General features: G+C 44.5%; 19 protein-coding genes and 4 tRNA genes. 16 read left to right on the top strand and 7 right to left on the bottom strand.

What is annotated here, in order from left to right; genetic code table 11:
* Positions 1-125: 125 nt before the first annotated feature.
* The 4 genes from FMS18_RS18320 to FMS18_RS18305 form a co-directional block, all read right to left on the bottom strand.
* Positions 126-962, bottom strand: a complete 837-nt coding sequence (locus FMS18_RS18320) for a class I SAM-dependent methyltransferase (RefSeq protein WP_163296119.1) — start codon at positions 960-962, stop codon at positions 126-128.
* 176 nt (positions 963-1,138) lie between these two features.
* The gene (locus FMS18_RS18315; protein ID WP_163296118.1) at positions 1,139-1,759 is read right to left on the bottom strand and encodes a BON domain-containing protein; all 621 of its coding nucleotides are present in this window, start codon (positions 1,757-1,759) and stop codon (positions 1,139-1,141) included.
* A gap of 87 nt (positions 1,760-1,846) precedes the next feature.
* Positions 1,847-2,908 carry a glycine cleavage system aminomethyltransferase GcvT gene (gene gcvT, locus FMS18_RS18310; RefSeq protein WP_163296117.1) on the bottom strand — a complete coding sequence of 354 codons (1,062 nt, stop codon included), beginning with the start codon at positions 2,906-2,908 and terminating at the stop codon, positions 1,847-1,849.
* Between the two features lie 60 nt (positions 2,909-2,968).
* Positions 2,969-4,714, bottom strand: a complete 1,746-nt coding sequence (locus FMS18_RS18305; RefSeq protein WP_163296116.1) for a hypothetical protein — start codon at positions 4,712-4,714, stop codon at positions 2,969-2,971.
* A gap of 372 nt (positions 4,715-5,086) precedes the next feature.
* Here FMS18_RS18305 and FMS18_RS18300 point away from each other — a divergent pair, with 372 nt between their 5' ends.
* The 4 genes from FMS18_RS18300 (at position 5,087) to FMS18_RS18285 (ending at position 8,273) form a co-directional block, all read left to right on the top strand.
* Positions 5,087-5,293, top strand: a complete 207-nt coding sequence (locus tag FMS18_RS18300; RefSeq protein ID WP_163296115.1) for a DUF6485 family protein — start codon at positions 5,087-5,089, stop codon at positions 5,291-5,293.
* A 3-nt stretch (positions 5,294-5,296) separates the two neighbouring features.
* The gene (locus FMS18_RS18295) at positions 5,297-6,322 is read left to right on the top strand and encodes a GAF domain-containing protein (protein ID WP_163296114.1); all 1,026 of its coding nucleotides are present in this window, start codon (positions 5,297-5,299) and stop codon (positions 6,320-6,322) included.
* Positions 6,323-6,349: 27 nt separating this feature from the next.
* Positions 6,350-7,375, top strand: a complete 1,026-nt coding sequence (locus tag FMS18_RS18290) for a rod shape-determining protein (protein WP_163296113.1) — start codon at positions 6,350-6,352, stop codon at positions 7,373-7,375.
* Positions 7,376-7,496: 121 nt separating this feature from the next.
* The gene (locus FMS18_RS18285) at positions 7,497-8,273 is read left to right on the top strand and encodes an inositol monophosphatase family protein (protein ID WP_163296112.1); all 777 of its coding nucleotides are present in this window, start codon (positions 7,497-7,499) and stop codon (positions 8,271-8,273) included.
* A gap of 1 nt (position 8,274) precedes the next feature.
* Here the strand turns inward: FMS18_RS18285 and FMS18_RS18280 are convergent, their stop codons facing one another.
* On the bottom strand, positions 8,275-8,790 hold the full coding sequence (locus tag FMS18_RS18280) for an NUDIX domain-containing protein (RefSeq protein ID WP_163296111.1): 516 nt from the start codon (positions 8,788-8,790) through the stop codon (positions 8,275-8,277).
* A gap of 128 nt (positions 8,791-8,918) precedes the next feature.
* Here FMS18_RS18280 and rimI point away from each other — a divergent pair, with 128 nt between their 5' ends.
* The 12 genes from rimI to FMS18_RS18220 all read left to right on the top strand — a co-directional run bounded on the left by rimI (position 8,919) and on the right by FMS18_RS18220 (position 16,462).
* Positions 8,919-9,383: a ribosomal protein S18-alanine N-acetyltransferase gene (gene rimI / locus FMS18_RS18275; protein WP_163296110.1), complete on the top strand. Its 465-nt coding sequence runs from the start codon at positions 8,919-8,921 to the stop codon at positions 9,381-9,383.
* A 36-nt stretch (positions 9,384-9,419) separates the two neighbouring features.
* The gene (gene pgk / locus FMS18_RS18270) at positions 9,420-10,610 is read left to right on the top strand and encodes a phosphoglycerate kinase (RefSeq protein WP_163296109.1); all 1,191 of its coding nucleotides are present in this window, start codon (positions 9,420-9,422) and stop codon (positions 10,608-10,610) included.
* Positions 10,610-11,365 carry a triose-phosphate isomerase gene (tpiA, locus tag FMS18_RS18265; RefSeq protein ID WP_163296108.1) on the top strand — a complete coding sequence of 252 codons (756 nt, stop codon included), beginning with the start codon at positions 10,610-10,612 and terminating at the stop codon, positions 11,363-11,365. The genes pgk and tpiA overlap by 1 nt, the downstream gene beginning before the upstream one ends.
* A 43-nt stretch (positions 11,366-11,408) precedes the next feature.
* Positions 11,409-11,750 (top strand): preprotein translocase subunit SecG, encoded by a 342-nt coding sequence (gene secG, locus FMS18_RS18260; RefSeq protein WP_163296107.1) that lies wholly within the window; start codon positions 11,409-11,411, stop codon positions 11,748-11,750.
* A 53-nt stretch (positions 11,751-11,803) separates the two neighbouring features.
* Positions 11,804-11,890 (top strand) — tRNA-Leu (locus FMS18_RS18255).
* Between the two features lie 130 nt (positions 11,891-12,020).
* Positions 12,021-12,107 (top strand) — tRNA-Leu (locus FMS18_RS18250).
* 137 nt (positions 12,108-12,244) lie between these two features.
* Entirely contained in the window at positions 12,245-13,030 is a 786-nt protein-coding gene (locus tag FMS18_RS18245) for an ABC transporter substrate-binding protein (protein ID WP_163296106.1), read from the top strand.
* A gap of 151 nt (positions 13,031-13,181) precedes the next feature.
* A tRNA-Leu gene (locus tag FMS18_RS18240) sits at positions 13,182-13,268 on the top strand.
* Positions 13,269-13,851: 583 nt separating this feature from the next.
* A tRNA-Leu gene (locus tag FMS18_RS18235) sits at positions 13,852-13,938 on the top strand.
* A gap of 180 nt (positions 13,939-14,118) precedes the next feature.
* A complete protein-coding gene (locus tag FMS18_RS18230; RefSeq protein WP_163296105.1) occupies positions 14,119-14,646 on the top strand; it encodes a thermonuclease family protein in 528 nt (175 codons plus the stop codon).
* Between the two features lie 347 nt (positions 14,647-14,993).
* The gene (locus FMS18_RS18225) at positions 14,994-15,191 is read left to right on the top strand and encodes a hypothetical protein (RefSeq protein ID WP_163296104.1); all 198 of its coding nucleotides are present in this window, start codon (positions 14,994-14,996) and stop codon (positions 15,189-15,191) included.
* A 17-nt stretch (positions 15,192-15,208) separates the two neighbouring features.
* Positions 15,209-16,462, top strand: coding sequence for a M20 family metallopeptidase (locus FMS18_RS18220; protein ID WP_163296103.1), 1,254 nt, complete (start codon positions 15,209-15,211; stop codon positions 16,460-16,462).
* A 42-nt stretch (positions 16,463-16,504) separates the two neighbouring features.
* On the opposite strand, the gene FMS18_RS18215 is transcribed toward FMS18_RS18220, so the two are convergent.
* Both FMS18_RS18215 and FMS18_RS20500 read right to left on the bottom strand, forming a co-directional pair.
* The gene (locus FMS18_RS18215) at positions 16,505-18,592 is read right to left on the bottom strand and encodes a tetratricopeptide repeat protein (RefSeq protein ID WP_163296102.1); all 2,088 of its coding nucleotides are present in this window, start codon (positions 18,590-18,592) and stop codon (positions 16,505-16,507) included.
* A 22-nt stretch (positions 18,593-18,614) separates the two neighbouring features.
* Positions 18,615-18,802, bottom strand: a 188-nt coding sequence (locus FMS18_RS20500; RefSeq protein ID WP_203544699.1) for a hypothetical protein, incomplete at its 5' end; no start/stop codon positions are given.

Raw genomic sequence — 18,802 nt, 5'->3', positions numbered from 1 at the left:
TGGAGAGGTGATGAACTTATGAGCAGTAAATAAGCTATTGTTGCTGATCTGACATAATTGCTCGGAATTAGAATAAAAGAGGAGCCGTTTTTTATCTTGAAAACGACTCCTCTTAATATATTCAGCTACTTATGGGCAACGATAGAAAATTCATTGCTTTCGCTTTGGTACTTGTTTCCAGCTACGTTACCCAGCAATTCAATTTTGCTGAACCCGCAATTGAGGAATTCGGCTTCCAAATCATTTGGTGAAAAGTACTGCAACCAGTTATAAATTGTGCGAGTACGTTCAGCCTCAATAATGTTATATTTTTCCAGAACAACCTTTTCGGATTCATATTTAAATCTGTTCATAAACCCGAAGTAGTCTCCAGACGACCAGAAACCATCCATGAGATTGGGCTCAAAAACATGTTCTTCAGAAAGGCAGTTAAAAGCATTCAGGGAAAAAACATCCAGCAGAACTGAACCGCCCGGTTTAAGAAGGGAGTGGAATTTATGAAGCATTATCCGACGCTGAGCAGGACTTAGCGCGCAAAAATCACACATGATCATAGTGATAAGATTAAAGCGTTTGTCCGTGTTGAATTTTAGATAATCGGTATCGATATACTTGATTTCAAGATTCTTATTGCCAGCTTGTTCACGGGCATATCCAATAGAATTAGTCGAGAAGTCGATTCCGGTTACACTTGCTCCGCCTTGCGCAAAAGCAGTGGTGTATAGACCGGGACCGCATCCGAAATCAGCGACCCTTTTACCGGATACCAAATCAAACCGGTTGATTATCCATTCTGAGGATTCAGCGATAAACTGGGAATTGCGGGAAGCGGCATCTACATCAGGGTTCAAGTGATACTTGAGCATTTGTTTTGAAATATGCTCATCTGTCCAAAGGTCGGATGCAGTATAGAATTCAAAAGGCAGGGGACGTGAATTAATGTCCAAAAGATCTTTAAACATAACAAAACCTTAATATCCTTACATAGAATATTATTTGAAAGTGTTGCCTCATACCGAGTGAAGGCAGGACAACGTAAGAGCCGATAGGTCTTTATATGATTAAAGTCTGCACATAATGAGGAGCATTTAGCTTACGTGATTTAGTATGTCCACTTCTAAATGGCAGCTCGCTTCACTTATTCACTAAAAAGATTGCGCAAGGGGCGAAATCTTTTTTTTAATTTCTTCTGCTGTTGCGGGGCTTGAAGAAAATTAATGATCTTAGTTGTTCCAGATATTTTCTGTATTGATTTACACACGGATTCTTGTTCTTGAGGCTCGAGTACACCAAGAATAACCACAGTGTTTTGCACCACTTTTACAGTAACTTTAGATGATGGGTATTTTGGATCAATTAAGCTCTTAAGTTTTATCTCAAGTCCTGAAGAGACGGTGGCATCATAGGCTTTCGTCCGGGGCAAAAAGTAGCTGATTCCGTTCAATTTACTTATACTCTTTGCGCAATTTATCAGGGTTTCCCGCTCAGCATTATCTTTAACTTCGCCGATTATGAATCCATGTCCTGAATATACATAGCTTGAAACATTGATCAGATTTTCCGGGCAATTCAGCAGAAGAGCTTTATGCAATTGTATTTGCAACCTGCTGTCTTGAGCTTGTGTGACATATGGCCGTTCGTCTTTAACAGCTTTGAATATTCTCCCGTACGGCACAAAGCCAGCTTCAGCGTTAAAAGCTGTTAGGCTAATAGTTGTCAGTACTAGGGATATAAATAAATATTTAGCGATATTGTTCATGGCTAAGTTCTAATGTTCCTTGGAAAAAAAAGAAACCCCGCCACTTGGAAAGCAGCGGGGTTGAATTCATCTTTCAGACTCTGGAAATTAATCCAGCTTCTTACGCGCAGTGCCTTCTTTGTAGAAAGGCAGCTCGCTTTTCTTGGCTTCAAGATCCTTGCGTGCGCCCTTGATGGTGAAGTTTTCAGCTTCAGCAGCATCTTTGGCAACATAAGCCAGTGCGATGGAGTAACCGAGAGTTGGGGAGAAGGAACCGCTGGTAACTTTACCCACTTCTTTGCCGTCGAGCATGACGATGTCATCGTGACGGGCAGAACGGCGACCTTCGATGGTCAACGGGATAAGGATTTCTTTTACATCGGTATAAGCGTCTGCGGGCAGCAGGAAGCTGTAGCCGCCTTCACGGGGATTGTGCTCGGTATCGAGATCCTGACCGTAAAGAGGGTAGCCGCACTCAAGGCGCAGGGTATCGCGTGCACCGAGTCCGATAGGTTCGACTCTTTCATCCGCAACCAGTTTTTCCCACAAGGAAACTGCTTTGTCGGCGGGGAGGTAGAATTCGTAACCAAGCTCACCGGTATATCCGGTACGGCTGACGATCAGCTTGTAGCCGTCAAATTCAGTTTCTTCAAAGTTGAAGTACTTGAGATGTTTGAAATCACGTCCGAAAACAGATTCCAGAACATCAAGAGCCAAAGGACCCTGCAAGTCGATTTTAGCGGTTTCGTAGGAAATATTTTCAAAGCTCAGACCATCAGGAAGTCTGGAATCAATCCAGTTAAAATCTCCTTCTTCGCAGGAGCCGTTAACTACCAGCATGTAAGAATCTTCAGCAAGGCAGTATATAATCAGGTCATCAAGGACGCCACCTTTTTCGTTGGGTAAGAAGCCGTAACGGCATTTGCCCGGTGCGAGGGTATCCAGATTCTGGGTAACCACTTTGTTAAGGCCGTCTTTGGCTCCTTTTCCGGTAAGTTTAAACTCACCCATGTGGCTGATGTCGAAAACGCCGACATTTTCACGAGTGTGTTTATGTTCAACGATAATGCCTTTGTACTGGACGGGCATTTCGAATCCGGCAAAGGGGACAAGTTTTGCGCCGTTTTCACGGTGCCACTCAGTCAGGGGGGTCGTGCGCAGTGCAGTCAATTTTTTACTCCGTATAAATTGAAAGCACCCTGACTGTTCAGAGTGCTTCCAGAATTAAATTTAAACCAACCCGCTTACGGAAGTTCCCTCCTCATAGAGGGAACGGCTTTTGCGGATCGACCTGAATTCATCAAGTACTACCACCATACGACCATAATATTTTTTAACATCAAGGCCATAGGGGGTAAGTTCTTCTTCCGGACAAGAAATATATGTTCGTCTCAAATATGAATCATTGAGAACTCTGTCGCCGATCATTAAGGCTGTTTCCACCAGCTTGTCAAAGTAGTTGACGATTTCAAATTTGAGTTCGTTCATGATCTCATGCATTACCTGAAGCATTTCAAGATAACCGATTTTTTTACCCCGGATCTTCCTTTCCCTGAGATCTTCAAGGACTTTCAGTTTGCGGGCCTGCTGTATGTAGCTGTACTTGGACCAGACCTCCTGATAAATATCAGTAAGGTCATTGAACGGTTCATAATTATCCGGGGCCAGCAGGTAGCTGTCCAGCACCTTGACTACGCCGGAATAAAATTCATCGGAGTAACCGATAATTCTGCGCTGGTGCTTGGAAAGCCATGCAAAAAGAAATTTCAAACGTTTTTCGTGGGTTTCAGTATCCTGAATAAGTTCGTTACGTTTGTAGACAATATTGCCCGTATATTCTCCACGTACAATATCGTTGAGCAGGATGGTCATGCTGGAGGCATCCTTGATCACATTGAAATGAGACGCGCATTCACCTGTAAGAGGATGAATTACTTCCTGCTTGTAAACGGAAAGTGCACGGTCTTCACGGACGTTTTCCGGGTTGAATTTATGTTGGCGGTACTTCACTTTCAGGATGACCACCCGTTTCTTTTCATCCACAAAGAACCCGCCTTTTTTCATTTCAGCGATGGTTTCTTTGTTGTCCTTGCTGACCTGTACCAATGCGATTTTTTCAACACGCGGATAGTGCTTAGCCTTGGCATGTGAAAAGAGTGAGGTAATGGTGCGGTCGGATTGCCCTAAAACGCGGACCATGAATTTTTCACCCATCCGGTGCAGTCGACGGGCAAAAAGGGACGAAGAGGTTCGCCGCTCGGAAACAATAGGGAATCCATGCAGCTCCATAAGAAAAGTGTACACAAACAGGCGGTTGTATTCATAAAGCAGGTTGTCACCCGGCTTGAATTTACCGATCCTGATGCCGAATCGCTTCAGTTCTGTATCAAGGTCAGATGGAAATGAGCCGAAAACCCCGGAAAGATAAAATTTTCCGGTATTGTCCTGAGCCATGACCTGAGCTCTTTCAATTTCAAGCAGATGAGGAAGAATTCGGTCATAATTTTCTATGGCAGAAATATCAGTATTACCGAATTCATTAAGGAAATCTTTGTGGGAACGCTTAGGAAGCCTGCTTTCAAAGGTTTCGATGTTGGCTTTTACGATTGATTCAAAAAGCGGGCAGGCATCTTCGGTGGTGGTTTCGTCCAGCAAACGCGGACTGTGCAGGATATCAAACTGAAAAATTTCCTGAAAATAATTAAGAGGCCGCTCCAGTGCTACCATGCTGAAGCCGGGAAGTTTCTTATATTCGTAGAGGTCTACCTCGAAAGAAGGTAACAGCTCACGAGAGTCAACCAGAGGATACTGGTTGCGCTGTTCAAAATAAGGGCGGAGCAGACAGTTTTTGATGTGAACATGATCCAGATGCAGGCGTAAGCCATCCAACGACTTCATATCGTAAACATCTTGAGATGTTACGTCTTCCGCGTTACAGGCTTCCCCTGTATATTTGGAAAAAGCTTCCTGCCACATATTCAAACCCTGCATGTTGCTGTAGGATTATAAATGGTTTTGCCCATTAGAATGCTCATCAAGACATTTATCATTTATATTAGGGTATGATTATCCCGAACTGCAATTAATTACAACAGAATTTATCTAGATAAAATATAGAAATTAATTATTTTAAAAAATAGTAGTATTTTTCTGCCTGAAAACGATTTTTTTAATTAAAAAACAGTCTAAAAATGCAAAGAGTTCTCTTTTAGATGCGAGGAAAAAGGGCTGGTATTAAACCGGGTATCTGTTGACCACACAAGCTCTTTCAAATAAGAATGATACGGATTTGATTATATCATAAGATATTTGTCTTTTCTAACGAACATAATTTTAAGGATGAAATATATGAGTTTAGATGGCTGCGCAAAAATTGAGAGCAATAAGGTTGATTGTCCCTGTACCTACAGCGGTTGCCCCAGAGCCGGAGCCTGCTGTGAATGCATTAAGTACCACCGCGCCAAAGATCAGCTTCCGGCCTGCTACTTTACACCGGAGCAGGAAAAAACATACAACCGGAGCATTGATTATTTCATCGAGTGTAGGACTAAATAGAGCATGCCTAGAAACGAAATTTTGATTAATATCCTCAGCATTGTCTGTAATGTTTTTGAGGCTCACAGTGTTGTTTTGTTCCTGCCGGACGGACAACACGGCTACTCCCTGTCCACCTATTTCAGTCTGGGGGACGACATTTCTCCCAAGGGTACTCCCTTGCAGAAGAAAAGCCTTGCTGGAATTGTTATCGGTAAAAATGAGCCGCTTTTCATTAATAATATGGATCGCAAAGGAGCCACGACCCTCGGATATTATGAGAACCGCGAGGATTCCAAGGTTAAAGCCTTTATGGGCACTCCGCTGGATCAGTCTTTAGGGGCCATCTGCCTTGACAGTAAGCGGACTTATTCATTCAGCACCAAGGATTTGAAAATTCTTTCCCAATTCGGGAAGATGATCACTTCCATGCTTTCCTGTATCCGCTCTGTGGACGCCGATGGAAGGAAAAATGAATATTTCATGACTCTTAAGCTCCTGCATGACTTGCGTAAAAGACAGCCGAAATGGAATTCCTTTCTGGACAATTTACTAAGTATGACTGCCGGAACAAGCGGCTTTTCCCATTCTTTTCTTACCGTTATCGACCAAAGAGGAACATCTTTTTATATGGAAGGGGAAAACAAACCCATTTTGCATAAAGGTGATCCAAAATCCATGGCTTTTCCACTTGGAAGCGGCCTTGTCGGTTGGGTGTATAAAAATAATGAACCTATTTTTATTGAAGAGAATAATGCCGGGCAGGCCGCATCCAGCCTTCTTGGAGCCAGTGCTTCAACCGTTGATTTTATGAGTGTCATATGTCTGCCTCTTGTTTTTCAGCGCAAGACCCGGGGAGTTCTTGTGCTTGCCAATGAAGAGCCGAAACGAATTGACGAGGACTTGAAGGATTTTCTGTTTATGGTATCTGAGTATTTAAACCAGTTTCTTGAAAATCTCTTTCTGAAAAGCAAACTTGCGGAAGCCCGTACTGCCTTACAGAAAGTAACCCCGTCCAAGACTGATCCGGTCTTGATCAACGACAATTAACCGCTTCACGCATGAGGCCTGAATTATATGCTCTGGGCTAAATTAATGAGTTTTTTCGGCAAGGACCTTGCCATGGATCTGGGCACCGCAAACACACTGCTTTATACCCCGAAGGATGGAATTATCCTTAATGAGCCGTCTGTCGTCGCCCTTGATGCCCGGGATGAATCAGTGATTGCCGTGGGAAAGGAAGCCAAGGAATACCTTGGCCGCACCCCGGACAAAATCAAAGCTATACGTCCTATGAAGGATGGGGTTATCGCTGACTTTGAAGTGACCAAAAAAATGATTGCTTTCTTTATCAAGAAAGCGATTAAAGGCCGCAATCTGGTCAAACCCAAGATTATCATCTGTGTACCAACCGGTATCACCCAGGTTGAAAAAAGGGCGGTTATTGAATCCGGTCAGCAGGCCGGAGCGCGGGAAGTTCGTCTTATTGAAGAACCCATGGCCGCGGCTATCGGTGCGGGGTTGAATATCCATGAACCTGAAGGAAACATGGTTGTGGATATTGGCGGTGGTACAACCGAAGTTGCAGTTATTACTCTGTCTTCTGTGGCCCACAGCCAGTCTGTGCGCGTTGCCGGGGATGAGATGAATCTTGCCATCATGCGCTATATGCAGGACGAATTTAAATTACTCGTCGGTGAGAACACTGCCGAGAAAGCTAAAATTCAGATCGGCTCCGCCATTGAATTGCCCGAGCCACTGACCATGACTGTTTCCGGCCGTAACCTTCTGGACGGCAAACCCAAGGCTATTGAGATCAATGATGCCCAGATCAGGGAAGCCATTGCTGATCCTGTTGCGGCTATTGTGCACTCAGTGCGGGTCGCGCTTGAGCAAACTCAGGCTGAACTTGTCGCCGATATTGCCAATAACGGTTTGTTGCTTGCCGGGGGCGGAGCACTCCTGAAAGGTCTGGACCAGTTGATTAGCCGTGAGAGTTCACTCAAGGTGATAATTGATAATGACCCCCTGACCACAGTTGTGCGCGGAACCGGATTAAGTCTTCAGAAAGATAAGGGCTTCGAAAAAGTTTATATTAACTAATCATTAAAGCCCTATCAGCTTAATATTTATTTCAATTAATAAGGATTCCAAAGGGGATTTCCCCTTTGGCCGCCGAGGCGAAATCCTGTCATTATATCGCGTAGCGAATCTAATCAAAAATATGCAATCACTACTTAAAAAAGCTACTGCGGCCGTACTTGAGGCCGGTGAAATTATCAGGGAAAGCTACAACAAACCTAAGAAAATCAAACATAAAGGCCGCATTGATCTTGTAACAGAGACCGATCTGGCGGTTGAGAAATTTCTTAAAGCAAAACTTGCAGAAATTCTACCGGGATCATCTTTTCTGGCTGAAGAGACTTCCGGTGATGCTGAACTTGTTGACCGTACATGGATTATTGACCCTCTGGACGGAACCACCAATTTTGCCCATGGATTGCCCATGGTGGCCACTTCCGTAGCTCTTTGGGAGAACGGACAGGTGGTGCTGGGGATCGTCAACCTGCCTATACTTAATGAAGTATTCACTGCCGTGCGCGGCGGTGGAGCTTTTATGAATGCTCAGCCTATCCATGTATCGGATTGTGATTCCCTTGAAGAATCCCTGATTGCCACTGGATTTCCTTATGCCATCGAAGAGCATGTTGATTTTATTACCGATGCCTTGAGCAGAGTGCTTGTAGCAACGCAGGGAGTTCGGCGTCCCGGAGCAGCTGCATTTGATCTCGCCTATCTGGCCTGCGGCAGGTATGATGGCTACTATGAAAATTCTCTCAAGCCATGGGATATGGCTGCCGGCTGGCTGTTGGTGAAAGAAGCCGGGGGATGCGTTACAGAATACGGACAAGATGAATTTAATTTGTATTCACCAGCGATTCTGGCCACAAACTCCCGCATTCACGAAGCACTGAACAAACTGATTCTGCCTGAAAAATAATTTATTTGAATTTAAAAAGCAGGGACCGGTCATGCAGGAATACCAGAGATGGAACCAGTAGCTCGCGATATTCACGGATCAACCAGTCCAGTTCACTTTCAGAGTAAAAGTATCCGGAATCAGCCTCATCCTTGTTCATTTCAGGGATTGTGTTCAATTTATCCAGAACGTAAAGGGAGATGAACTCGTAACCTGTTTCGGATGATGCTTCGATCTCTTCAATCAGCTTCAGGCCGGTACTGCGGATACCAAGCTCATGCTCAAGTTCACGCAGGGCTGCTTTTTCATTGGATTCACCGGTGCGCACATGCGCGTTTGCTGAAACATCCCAGCGTCCGGCATATAATTTTTGGCGTGGGTTTCTTTTTTGAAGAAAAAGTTTTCCTTCATTGTCATAGACAAGTATAATCACCGAGCGATGTCGCAGTGACTGACGATGGACTTCTTGAATGTCCATACTTGTTAAGGGGCGGTTGTTCCGGTCGACAACTTCGATTTGAACGAACTTTTTTTTCACTTTTAAACAAATTCTTTTCGTTTTTGAACATTGTGTTCTTTCAATTCAGAGAAATTGCGTGTATGAAGTTCACGTTGACTTTGATTGTGACCCCACACATTCCACTCATACAGGTAGATAACCTATTTATGATTAGCACGGAAGTCACCTCTGGTACTCAAAAAAATTTCGATCTGGGTCCTGAACATATAACTCAGCTCAGGGCACTTGAGTCTCTTTGCTTTGAATACCATTGGACTGAAGAACAATTTCGGCTCGGGCTGGAAAAAAAAGCATTTTTCGTCCTTGGATATGAAGAGCAGGGCATGTTGATCGGCTATCTGGCTTATTCTATCGTTCTGGACGAAATGGAAGTTCTTAATCTTGGGGTACACCCGGAGTTCAGGAGAAAGGGAATTGGCAGGGCACTTATGCATGATCTTATGCGCAGGTGCCGGGAGATGGATATGAAAAGAGGGCTTCTGGATGTTAAGGAATCCAACATACCCGCCATCGGGCTTTATGAAAGTCTCGGCTTTGTGCAGGTGGGGGTAAGGAAGAATTACTATCCGGATACAAGGGAAGATGCCCTCCTGTATGACTTGAATTTTTAGTCAGTAAACTCAAACCGATTTAACCACGGAGTGATCATGCGCTTCATTGACCAACTTGACATTGCAGGCAAAAAACTGCTGATGAGAGTTGATTTCAACGTCCCTCTGGACGGAGAAACCATCACTGACGACAACCGCATCAAGGCCGCAGTCCCTACTTTTAAATATGCTCTTGAAAAGGGTGCCTCGGTTATCGTCATGGCCCACTTGGGAAAACCTAAAGGTAAAAGGGTAGACTCCCTGAGCCTTGCTCCCGCTGCCAAACGTCTTGGCGAATACCTTGGAATGGAAGTTCCCCTTGCTCCCGACTGCATCGGTTCCGAGGTGGAAAAAATGGCTGCCGAGCTGAAGCCCGGTCAGGTCATGATGCTTGAAAACCTGCGTTTTCACGCTGAAGAGCAGGCCAAGACCCCTGAAGAGCGTGGCGATTTCGGCAAACAGCTCGCTGCTCTGGCTGATATTTATGTTAACGACGCATTCGGCGTGGCTCACCGTGCCAATGCTTCAGTTGTTGACGTTCCTTACGCTGCTAATGACTGCTGCGCCGGCTTCCTTCTTAAGCTGGAATGGGAATACCTCGGCGAGGCACTTAAAAATGCCCGCAAGCCTTACATCGCAGTTTCCGGCGGTGCCAAGGTGTCCTCCAAGCTTGGCATCCTCAACAACCTGATCGGCAAAGTTGATGATTTTATCATCGGTGGAGCCATGGCCAACACCTTCCTGCTCGCGCAGGGCAAATCTGTCGGTAAATCTCTTGTTGAAGCGAGCCTTGTGGATACTGCCAAGGAAATCATGGATAAAGCCGCCGGTTCCGGTACCACTTTGCACCTTCCCACTGACTTTGTATGGGGTAAGGATATTGATACCGCGCAGGGTGTTTGCGACGGTGATTCTGTTCCTGAAGACGGCATGCTGCTCGACATCGGACCTGAATCAGCAAAGAAATTCTGCGAAGTGATCGAAAGGTCCAAGACCATCGTTTGGAACGGTCCCATGGGACTGTTTGAGAAAGAGCCATTCGCACAGGGCTCCCTTAAAGTCTGCGAAGCTATGGCTGATCTTGAAGACGCCACCACTATTGTTGGCGGCGGTGATACCGACGCAGTTGTGCATCAGGCCAAACTTGAAGATAAGTTCACTTTTATCTCCACCGGCGGCGGTTCTTTCCTCGAATTCCTCGAAGGTAAAGAACTTCCCGCATTCAAAGCACTCAAGGAGAACAGCTAATGAAAAAATTAATGGCAGCTAACTGGAAAATGTACAAAACCCGCGCTGAAGCAAAAGCAACTGCTGCGGATCTGCTTATAAAAATCGAAGGCAAACTTCCCGCTGACCGCGAAGTTGTGATTGCCGCTCCTTATACCGCTCTGGAAACCGTAGGTGCCGTGCTGGAAGGAAATGCAGATTGCCATCTTTCCGCTGAAAACCTTTACCCTAAGGCTGAAGGTGCTTTCACCGGAGAAATTTCTCCCGCAATGCTTAAGGATGTCGGCTGCGTATACGCACTTGCTGGTCACTCCGAACGCCGCGCCATCATGGGCGAAACCGATGAAATGGTAGGCGAAAAGGTCGCTTTCGGTCTTGAAAACGGTCTGTCCATGATCCTTTGCATCGGTGAAACTATCGATGAAAGAAAAGCCGGGGAAGTACAGAAGGTTATTGACGAACAGCTCGAAGCTGGTTTAAAGAATGTAGCTTCCGACTTCGCAGCCGAAACCGTTGTTGTTGCCTATGAGCCTGTGTGGGCCATTGGTACCGGTGAAGTGGCCGGCGAAGGTGAAATCGTTGAAGCTCATGGCTTTGTTAGAGAAAAGCTGAAAAAACTTTTACCTGAAAAAGCTAGTGAAATCCGCATCTTGTACGGCGGAAGCGTAAAACCAGCCAACTGTGCCCAGATCATTGCACTTGACAATGTGGACGGAGTCTTGGTAGGAGGCGCGAGCTTGGACGCGGAAAGTTTCAGCCAGATCGCACTGGCTTAAATATCTGCCTTATTCCAGGTGAAAAAATAAAGGAAATAAAGCTTTGCAAACGCTCGTAATTACTGTACACATTATCGCTTGCGTCTTTCTGATCGTTTTCGTTCTTTTACAGAGCGGTAAAGAAGACATGGGCGTAATCTTCGGCGGAGGAAGTGGGTCTGTTTTCGGTAGCACCGGAGCAGGCGGAGTTCTTGTTAAGGTCACTGCATTTCTGGCAGCTGTCTTTCTGGTAACTTCTCTCTCTTATAACTACCTCTCCGGTAACAGGATTGCTGATGAGTCTGTCATGCTTGAAGGTGACACCATCATTACTCCTATAGAAGAAAAGTCTGCTGTCACTTTCGAAGAGCCCGCAAAGGCGAAAGAAGCGAAAGAGACCAAATAGTAAGTTTTTTAAAACTTCACTGAAGTTCTTTAAAATATAGCTCGTATTTCAGAGCCGAGGTGGTGGAACTGGTAGACACGCTGTCTTGAGGGGGCAGTGGAAGAGATTCCGTGGGGGTTCGAATCCCCCCCTCGGCACCATCTGAAAAGTAGGTGCTTCGAAATGAAAAACCTAAATATTACGAGCAATTATTTGCAAAAACATCTTGCAAATATGTTTTGAGAGCGTTAAGTATTTCCTCAACGAAACGTTCTTAGAACGACACCTCATGCCGAGGTGGTGGAACTGGTAGACACGCTGTCTTGAGGGGGCAGTGGAAGAGATTCCGTGGGGGTTCGAATCCCCCCCTCGGCACCATGCAACTGAGAAAGGGTTGAAGCGAAAGCTTCAGCCCTTTTTTGCGTTTTGTGCAATTTCTTTTTTGTTGAATTTAACTTACTGTTACACTAACGTTGAAGGTAACTTTCTAATGATGAAATACACTTGGTCGAATAATGAAAATTATAAAAGTAATATTTTTTATATTTGTTTTTTTAAATTTAACTACCTTTACTGTTAGCGCGAAAGTAATAGTTTTAACTAATCTTGAGTCTCCCACAACTTATATAGAGGATGGTGAGGCAACTGGAATTTCATATGATATAGTTAATGAACTACTAAGCCATATTGAAAGTAATACGAAAATTGAAATTCAGCCATGGGCTAGGGCGTATAAGACCGCGTTGAATAATCCCAACGTGATTATATTTTCTGCTGGACAAACCAAAAAACGTAAAAGCGAAGGCTTTCACTTTTTGGGACCATTAGTTACACGCAATCATGCTGTTTATAAAAAGAAATTTAGTGGGGTTAAAGTCTCCAACATTGATGATATAAGGAGACAAGGATTAGTAGTTGGGGGACTTAGAGAGGACTGGCGAACTATATATTTTGAAAAAGAAGGGATTACCGTTGATAAGGCCAATTCCCACATGCATTCTGTAAAAAAAATGCTGGCTGGTCGTTTTCCATTACTTATCGGCTCGGATATTGAATTCCCACAATGGGTTGAAGAATCTGGATGTCCCATTGATTTTTTTGAAGTCGCATTTATTTTTAAAGAAGCCCCCAGCTTCATAGCTATTTCAAAAGGAACAGATCAATATTTAATAAATAAGATGGAAAGGGCATTTAAAAAAATGCAGCGAAATAATTTTTTCGACTTTATTGCAAATAAATATTCAGCCAGACTTAGCTATCAATTAAAATACTCACCAGCTAAAGGAATATTTCGTCCTTAAGCCTGCGTTAACAAGATAATAGCAAACTGATATTCCTTGTTTTTTTGAATGCTTAAATTAATTTAGATTATTGCAAAAAACATCTTGCCAAGGGCATCAGATTTACGTAAACACTTCTTCACACGACGCGGAAACGCGTTGTACACCTCTTGCCGAGGTGGTGGAACTGGTAGACACGCTGTCTTGAGGGGGCAGTGGAAGAGATTCCGTGGGGGTTCGAATCCCCCCCTCGGCACCATGCAACTAAAGAAGGGTTGAAGCGAAAGCTTCAGCCCTTTTTGCGTATCTGGATCAAATATGATTATTTGCAAAGTTAACATAAGCGACTATGAAGAACTGATCGAACTGTAGGAAAGATCTGTCCGGGCGACTCATGACTTTCTTACTTAGGTTTTCGTATTGTTGGCATATCCGCTTTGGGCGGACAGGGTAAGCCGTTTTCTCTTTTGCATATGGAGATGGTTACCAATGACTCCAGTTTAAAAATATAATTGGTCAGCAAAAATATCACTTTCAGATTTGGCTCAGAATCGCTTTTTAGGTCATATTGCATATGTTTTAGTCGGCTAAAGATTAGAATGTGATAGGGCGAGGTTTTGCGCTAAATTTGTACTGTGTAGGAATGCGTATAAATTTAATGAAAAATTTGATGTAATTTTGCTGCATTTGATTATTAAATCCAATAGTTAGATATTGAATTTATTGATAAAATGAGAGTCTAAATTTTTTTTGGAATTATTAGAAAAAACATCTTGCCAAGGGTCCCGGATTTACGTAAACACTTCTTCACACGACGTTCACAGAAACGTTGTGCACCTCTTGCCGAGGTGGTGGAACTGGTAGACACGCTGTCTTGAGGGGGCAGTGGAAGAGATTCCGTGGGGGTTCGAATCCCCCCCTCGGCACCATGCAACAGAGAAAGGGCTGAAACGAAAGTTTCAGCCCTTTTTGCGTTTTCTCAAAACCCTTATCTAGATAACTCTCGCAAATTTTCTTAAGTCTCAGTTGTCAAAGTGTAAATAGTTTTGTAGATATTTTTGAGCGTAACATTGATAAATATCGAACATGCGCAATAGTGGAGATCTACAATGAAAAAAGCCCTAATCTTCTTTCTGACAGCGTTTGTAATTCTGATTGCCTCTGTCTATTATGCCCGCGCCGAACAATTCCAATATCTGCGCCCAAAAGATGGCGATTCCTTCTCAGTAATGCTGCGTGGTCTGGATATTGATATTCGTCTGATCTCTGTGGATTGCCCGGAGTACAAACAGGAATTCGGACAAGAAGCGCGGGAATTTACTGACCAATGGTTACGCAAAGGGAGTGCTTACATTGAATATGATCACCGCACGCAAGACCGTTACAAGCGGGTGCTTGGTTATGTCTGGCGAAAAGGGGAAATGCTGAATTATGAGTTGGTGCGCCGGGGATACTGCATTGTTGCTTATTATGCAGATACCCAAATGCATTACCCGGAATTAAAAGAAGCTGAAGAACTGGCCAAAAAAGATCGAATTGGAATATGGGCTAATGGCGGCTTGGAGATGACTCCGGCGGAATTTCGAAAATGGAAGCGTAGGCGGAAGGTGTCAGTGCGGAGTGCTTTGAAAAAGTAGGCGGTTACAAAAGCTTATGCATGTGTTTTTCAATGGCAGGGTCAGACCCTCTGGAAACCACAAAAATATCAGGGTTAAGCTCTCTTGCAGCCAGATAATTGTGATAAACGCAACTATAAGTTGAATATTCTGACGTATGTTAGATGACATCTTGCAGCTTATTTTCCAATGTGTTTATATGCGAAGTGATTGTTTTAAAACTAAATATGGTAAGTTTGTCTATTAATTAACCAATTGGCAACCAACGGGTAACTGATAAACAACGATTATTTTCATAGACATCGCAGATTACAGGCAATACAATCCACCTGTAAATAAAGAGAATTTCATTTAAAGGAGTTTTATAGATGAGTGATATCAAAAAAAGTGTAGATTACATTTTCCATGGTCTGGAAGCTCTGGATGTTCTGCTCTGTTCCAAAGAAGCTGAAAATCTTGATGTTCGCAACATTGTTGGGCTTCTCCACCCCATTCTCGATGATGCTAAACGCAGAGCGCATACTGAATTTTCCGCACGCAGCGGCAATAAAGAAAAAGAATCCTAAGCCGCCAAGGAATCCAAATGGATTTGAATAAACTGGTTCAGGCTGAACTGGACGATCTGGTCGGGATCTACAAACATTTGCACGCAAATCCCGAACTTTCCCATCAGGAAGAAAAGTCGTCTAAGTTGATCGCTGATCAATTGGAAGCATGCGGAATTTCTGTAACCCGCAATTTTGGCGGCTACGGTGTTGTCGGTGTTCTCGAAAACGGAGACGGTCCCACCGTGATGGTCCGCGGTGACATGGACGCACTGCCCATCATTGAAGAAACCGGGCTTGATTATGCCAGCGCGGTCATTGCCATAGATAATTACGGCAATGAAACTGGGGTGATGCATGCCTGCGGTCATGATATTCATATGACCACCCTCATAGGGACTGCCCGCATGCTTTTCAAATCCAAAAACAACTGGCAAGGAAAAATTCTATTTGTCGGTCAGCCTGCCGAAGAAGTCGGGGGCGGCGCAAGGGCAATGATTAAGCAAGGACTTTTTGAGCAGTTCGGTTATCCGGATTATTGTCTTGCCACCCATGTTATCCCTCAGATTGAAGCTGGAAACATCATGGTCAAACCCGGTCCGATCATGGCTGGAACCTCTCAGCTGAAAATTACCTTGCGTGGGGTAGGGGGGCATGGTGCCATACCGCATGAATGCAAGGACCCTGTCGTTCTTGCAGCCCGGATTGTCACTTCACTTCAGGCAATTGTCAGCCGTGAACTCAGTCCGCTGACCCCTGGGGTTGTAACTGTTGGTTCTATTCATGGCGGGACGCGGGCCAATATCATTCCCTCAGAAGTGGTCATGGAGGTAACTTTTAGATTTGCTGATTCTGAAACCCATGACCATATTTTGAAGTCCATCAAAAGAATTTGCAAATATGAAGCTTTGTCCATGGGAATACCCGAAGAGCTTTTGCCTATTGTGGAATTTGATGACGACAGTCACTTACCGGCCACAACAAATGATAGTGGATTGACTGAGATAATCCGCAAAGCAGCCAGCGAACTTCTTGGTGAAGATAAAGTACATGATGCCGAAATGGTCATGGTCAGTGAGGATTTTTCATTGTTCCGTTCAGCAGGTGGTAAAGAAATTCCATCCTGCATGTTTTTTACCGGGGCAACATCAGCCAAAGAAATGGCCTTGTTTCATGAAAATGGAATCAATCCGCCATCTATTCACAACAGTAAATTTTATCCACCGCCGGAACCGACTATCAGAACTGCCGTCACCACCATGGCGGGAAGTGTTTTGAAATTGTTGAGTTAAAAAAATTTAAGCCCTGAATCATATGATTCAGGGCTTAAATTTTTAAAACGGAAAACTTACTTCTTTTCCGGCTCCGACCTTGGCCAGCTTGGTGTCAATGGCATTAAGCCGTGCTTTTGCCGCTTCCTTCTGGGCCTTGCGGTCAGCGCGCTTGACGACTGTTTTCAGGAATCGCTTGGCAGTTTCGAATTGACCTTTATGCTCATAAATCATGGAAGCACGATACATGGCAGTCACTGCCCAGATATTCTGCTCCGGGAATTCCCATGCTAATTCAAGGTAATGCTTGAGGGCCTTTTCCTTTTTACCCATGGCGTGTTCACCTTCAGCAATCCAGAAAAGTACTTCCGCGCGCAGTTCGTCATTTTCCAATTGATCACGATCAGACCAAATTCTTTCAAGTATTGCTTGAGCTTTTTTCAAATCGCCTTTCTGCTGAATCATAAGAGCCAGCTTTAATTCTTTTTCCGCAGGGAGGGTGCCGCCGGATTCGAGAATTTCATTATAAGCTTTCATGGCCTTGTCGTCTTTGCCGACAGCGAGATCATAAGCAACTGCGGCAGTCAGCCATTTGAGACGCAATTCAGGTCCGAATTTGTCTTGATTAACCCGTTTCAGGTAGTAAGCTGAGAGTTTGAAATCCCTGTTTTGGGCTGCCTTATCCGCTAGGTAAATAAAGCTTTCGGCTCCAAGCCTGGACTTGGGGAAAAGAAATGCGCAACGACGTGCAATCTTGGAATTCTGCTGCTTGGCTGCCTGCTTTGCCAGATCAGCGAAGACGAGCAGTCTATCCAACGGATTTGCATTGATGGTCGGGTTAAGTGATTTTTTGGAAACAGGCTCCCAGAACGAGGTATTGATTTCGTTGAAATAATCAATTCCAGCAGCCTCGCTAAGCCCTGAAATGATATATAAATACCCATTTTTTCCGTAATCAGCCGTGCTAAGCACTCTGGATAACGGCAATTTAAAGGCGATTCCGCTGGCAATTCTTAGACTCATGGGCAGGGTATCTTTATCCAAACGTTTCAGGACATTCTTGGCAAGCTCCATATCTCCGGTCAGAAAAGCAAATGCGAGACGGTAATTTTGCAGCGCATTAACCAGTTCGCTGGAAAGAAGGAGTGATCCAGTTTCGCGATCGATGGTCTCCAGTGCTTCTTGCGGCTCCATTTCCATGATCTTTTTACGGAATACATTCCATGCTGGAGAGCTTGGGGCGCTTAATTGCCAAAGGGCAGGGGAGACAATAGCAGGCTCCATAACTCCAGCCCTGAAAAACGAAGACGGACGAACCAGATTCCCATCATTATATATAGATGTAGATTCCGGGGATTTGCCAGTTTCCAAATGCTGATTAACTGACTTCCAGAAAGTCTGAACAGTTGAATTGGAAATAGAATCCAAAGCGCGATCGGATTTTTCCCATGCGCCAATACTGGCTGCCGCCAAAGACTGGGCGATGATCACACGGTCGTCATCGTTTACAGCAGTAGAATTGCTTACAACAGGAACAATCTCTGATGTGCTGTTCAATCCTGCCAGCTTACTTTTGCTATTGAGAATGAAATAGGTTGTAGGCCATACTTTTTCCGCCTGACCAAATGTTTGCTCAAGAAGCATTTTCCGGGACTCACGGGCTGATTCAGGTGTCACCCGAAACCCCCAGTAAAGGGAACGCCAGACATCGAACCAGATGCTTTTAAGGTATGGATCTTTCTTGAATTTGGATTCCATTGTGGACTGGTCCATCAAACGAGCAGCCTGACTGAACCAGATAACTCCTTTAACAGGATTACCAAGAGCGCGCTGACATTTACCCCCCAGCCAAAGCCGGGTGATTTCTTGAGTCTTATCAGTAAAAGCAGGCGTTGATTGCAAGGTCTCAAGGCATGCTGAGTAGCGGCCAAGATTAAAAGCTGTCTCGGCCCGTTTAAGGATAAGTTCCGGTGTGTCGCCGGTCTGGGAATAGTTTTGTTCCAGAATATCCCAAGCTCCGTATTTCTCCAGCCATGATTCAAATGAATCTTTTTTTGGGGCGGATGCAGCAAAAACATTTCCTCCGGCACCAAGCAAAACAGCAGCAGCCAGAAGGGAAGGTAATATCTTTTTCTTAAGTCTTGAACTCATGAAAACCTCATGGATTGAAATTTCAAATCAACGTGAAATGGTTATCCCTTGAGATAAAGAAAGGTTCATCCGGCTCAAGGATACTTTTGACAAAAAATAGGACATGGCGTCCAACCGGTGGAAGTACCACCAACCATCGGGAGGATGAACCGCCATGTCCACAAGTTTGCTTTACCACGCCTTCGGGCTGTCCGGCTATGACTATGTTCG

It is taken from the genome of Desulfovibrio sp. JC022, assembly GCF_010470665.1.
Classification (GTDB): domain Bacteria; phylum Desulfobacterota; class Desulfovibrionia; order Desulfovibrionales; family Desulfovibrionaceae; genus Maridesulfovibrio.
This window is presented reverse-complemented; position numbering and strand designations above follow the sequence as displayed.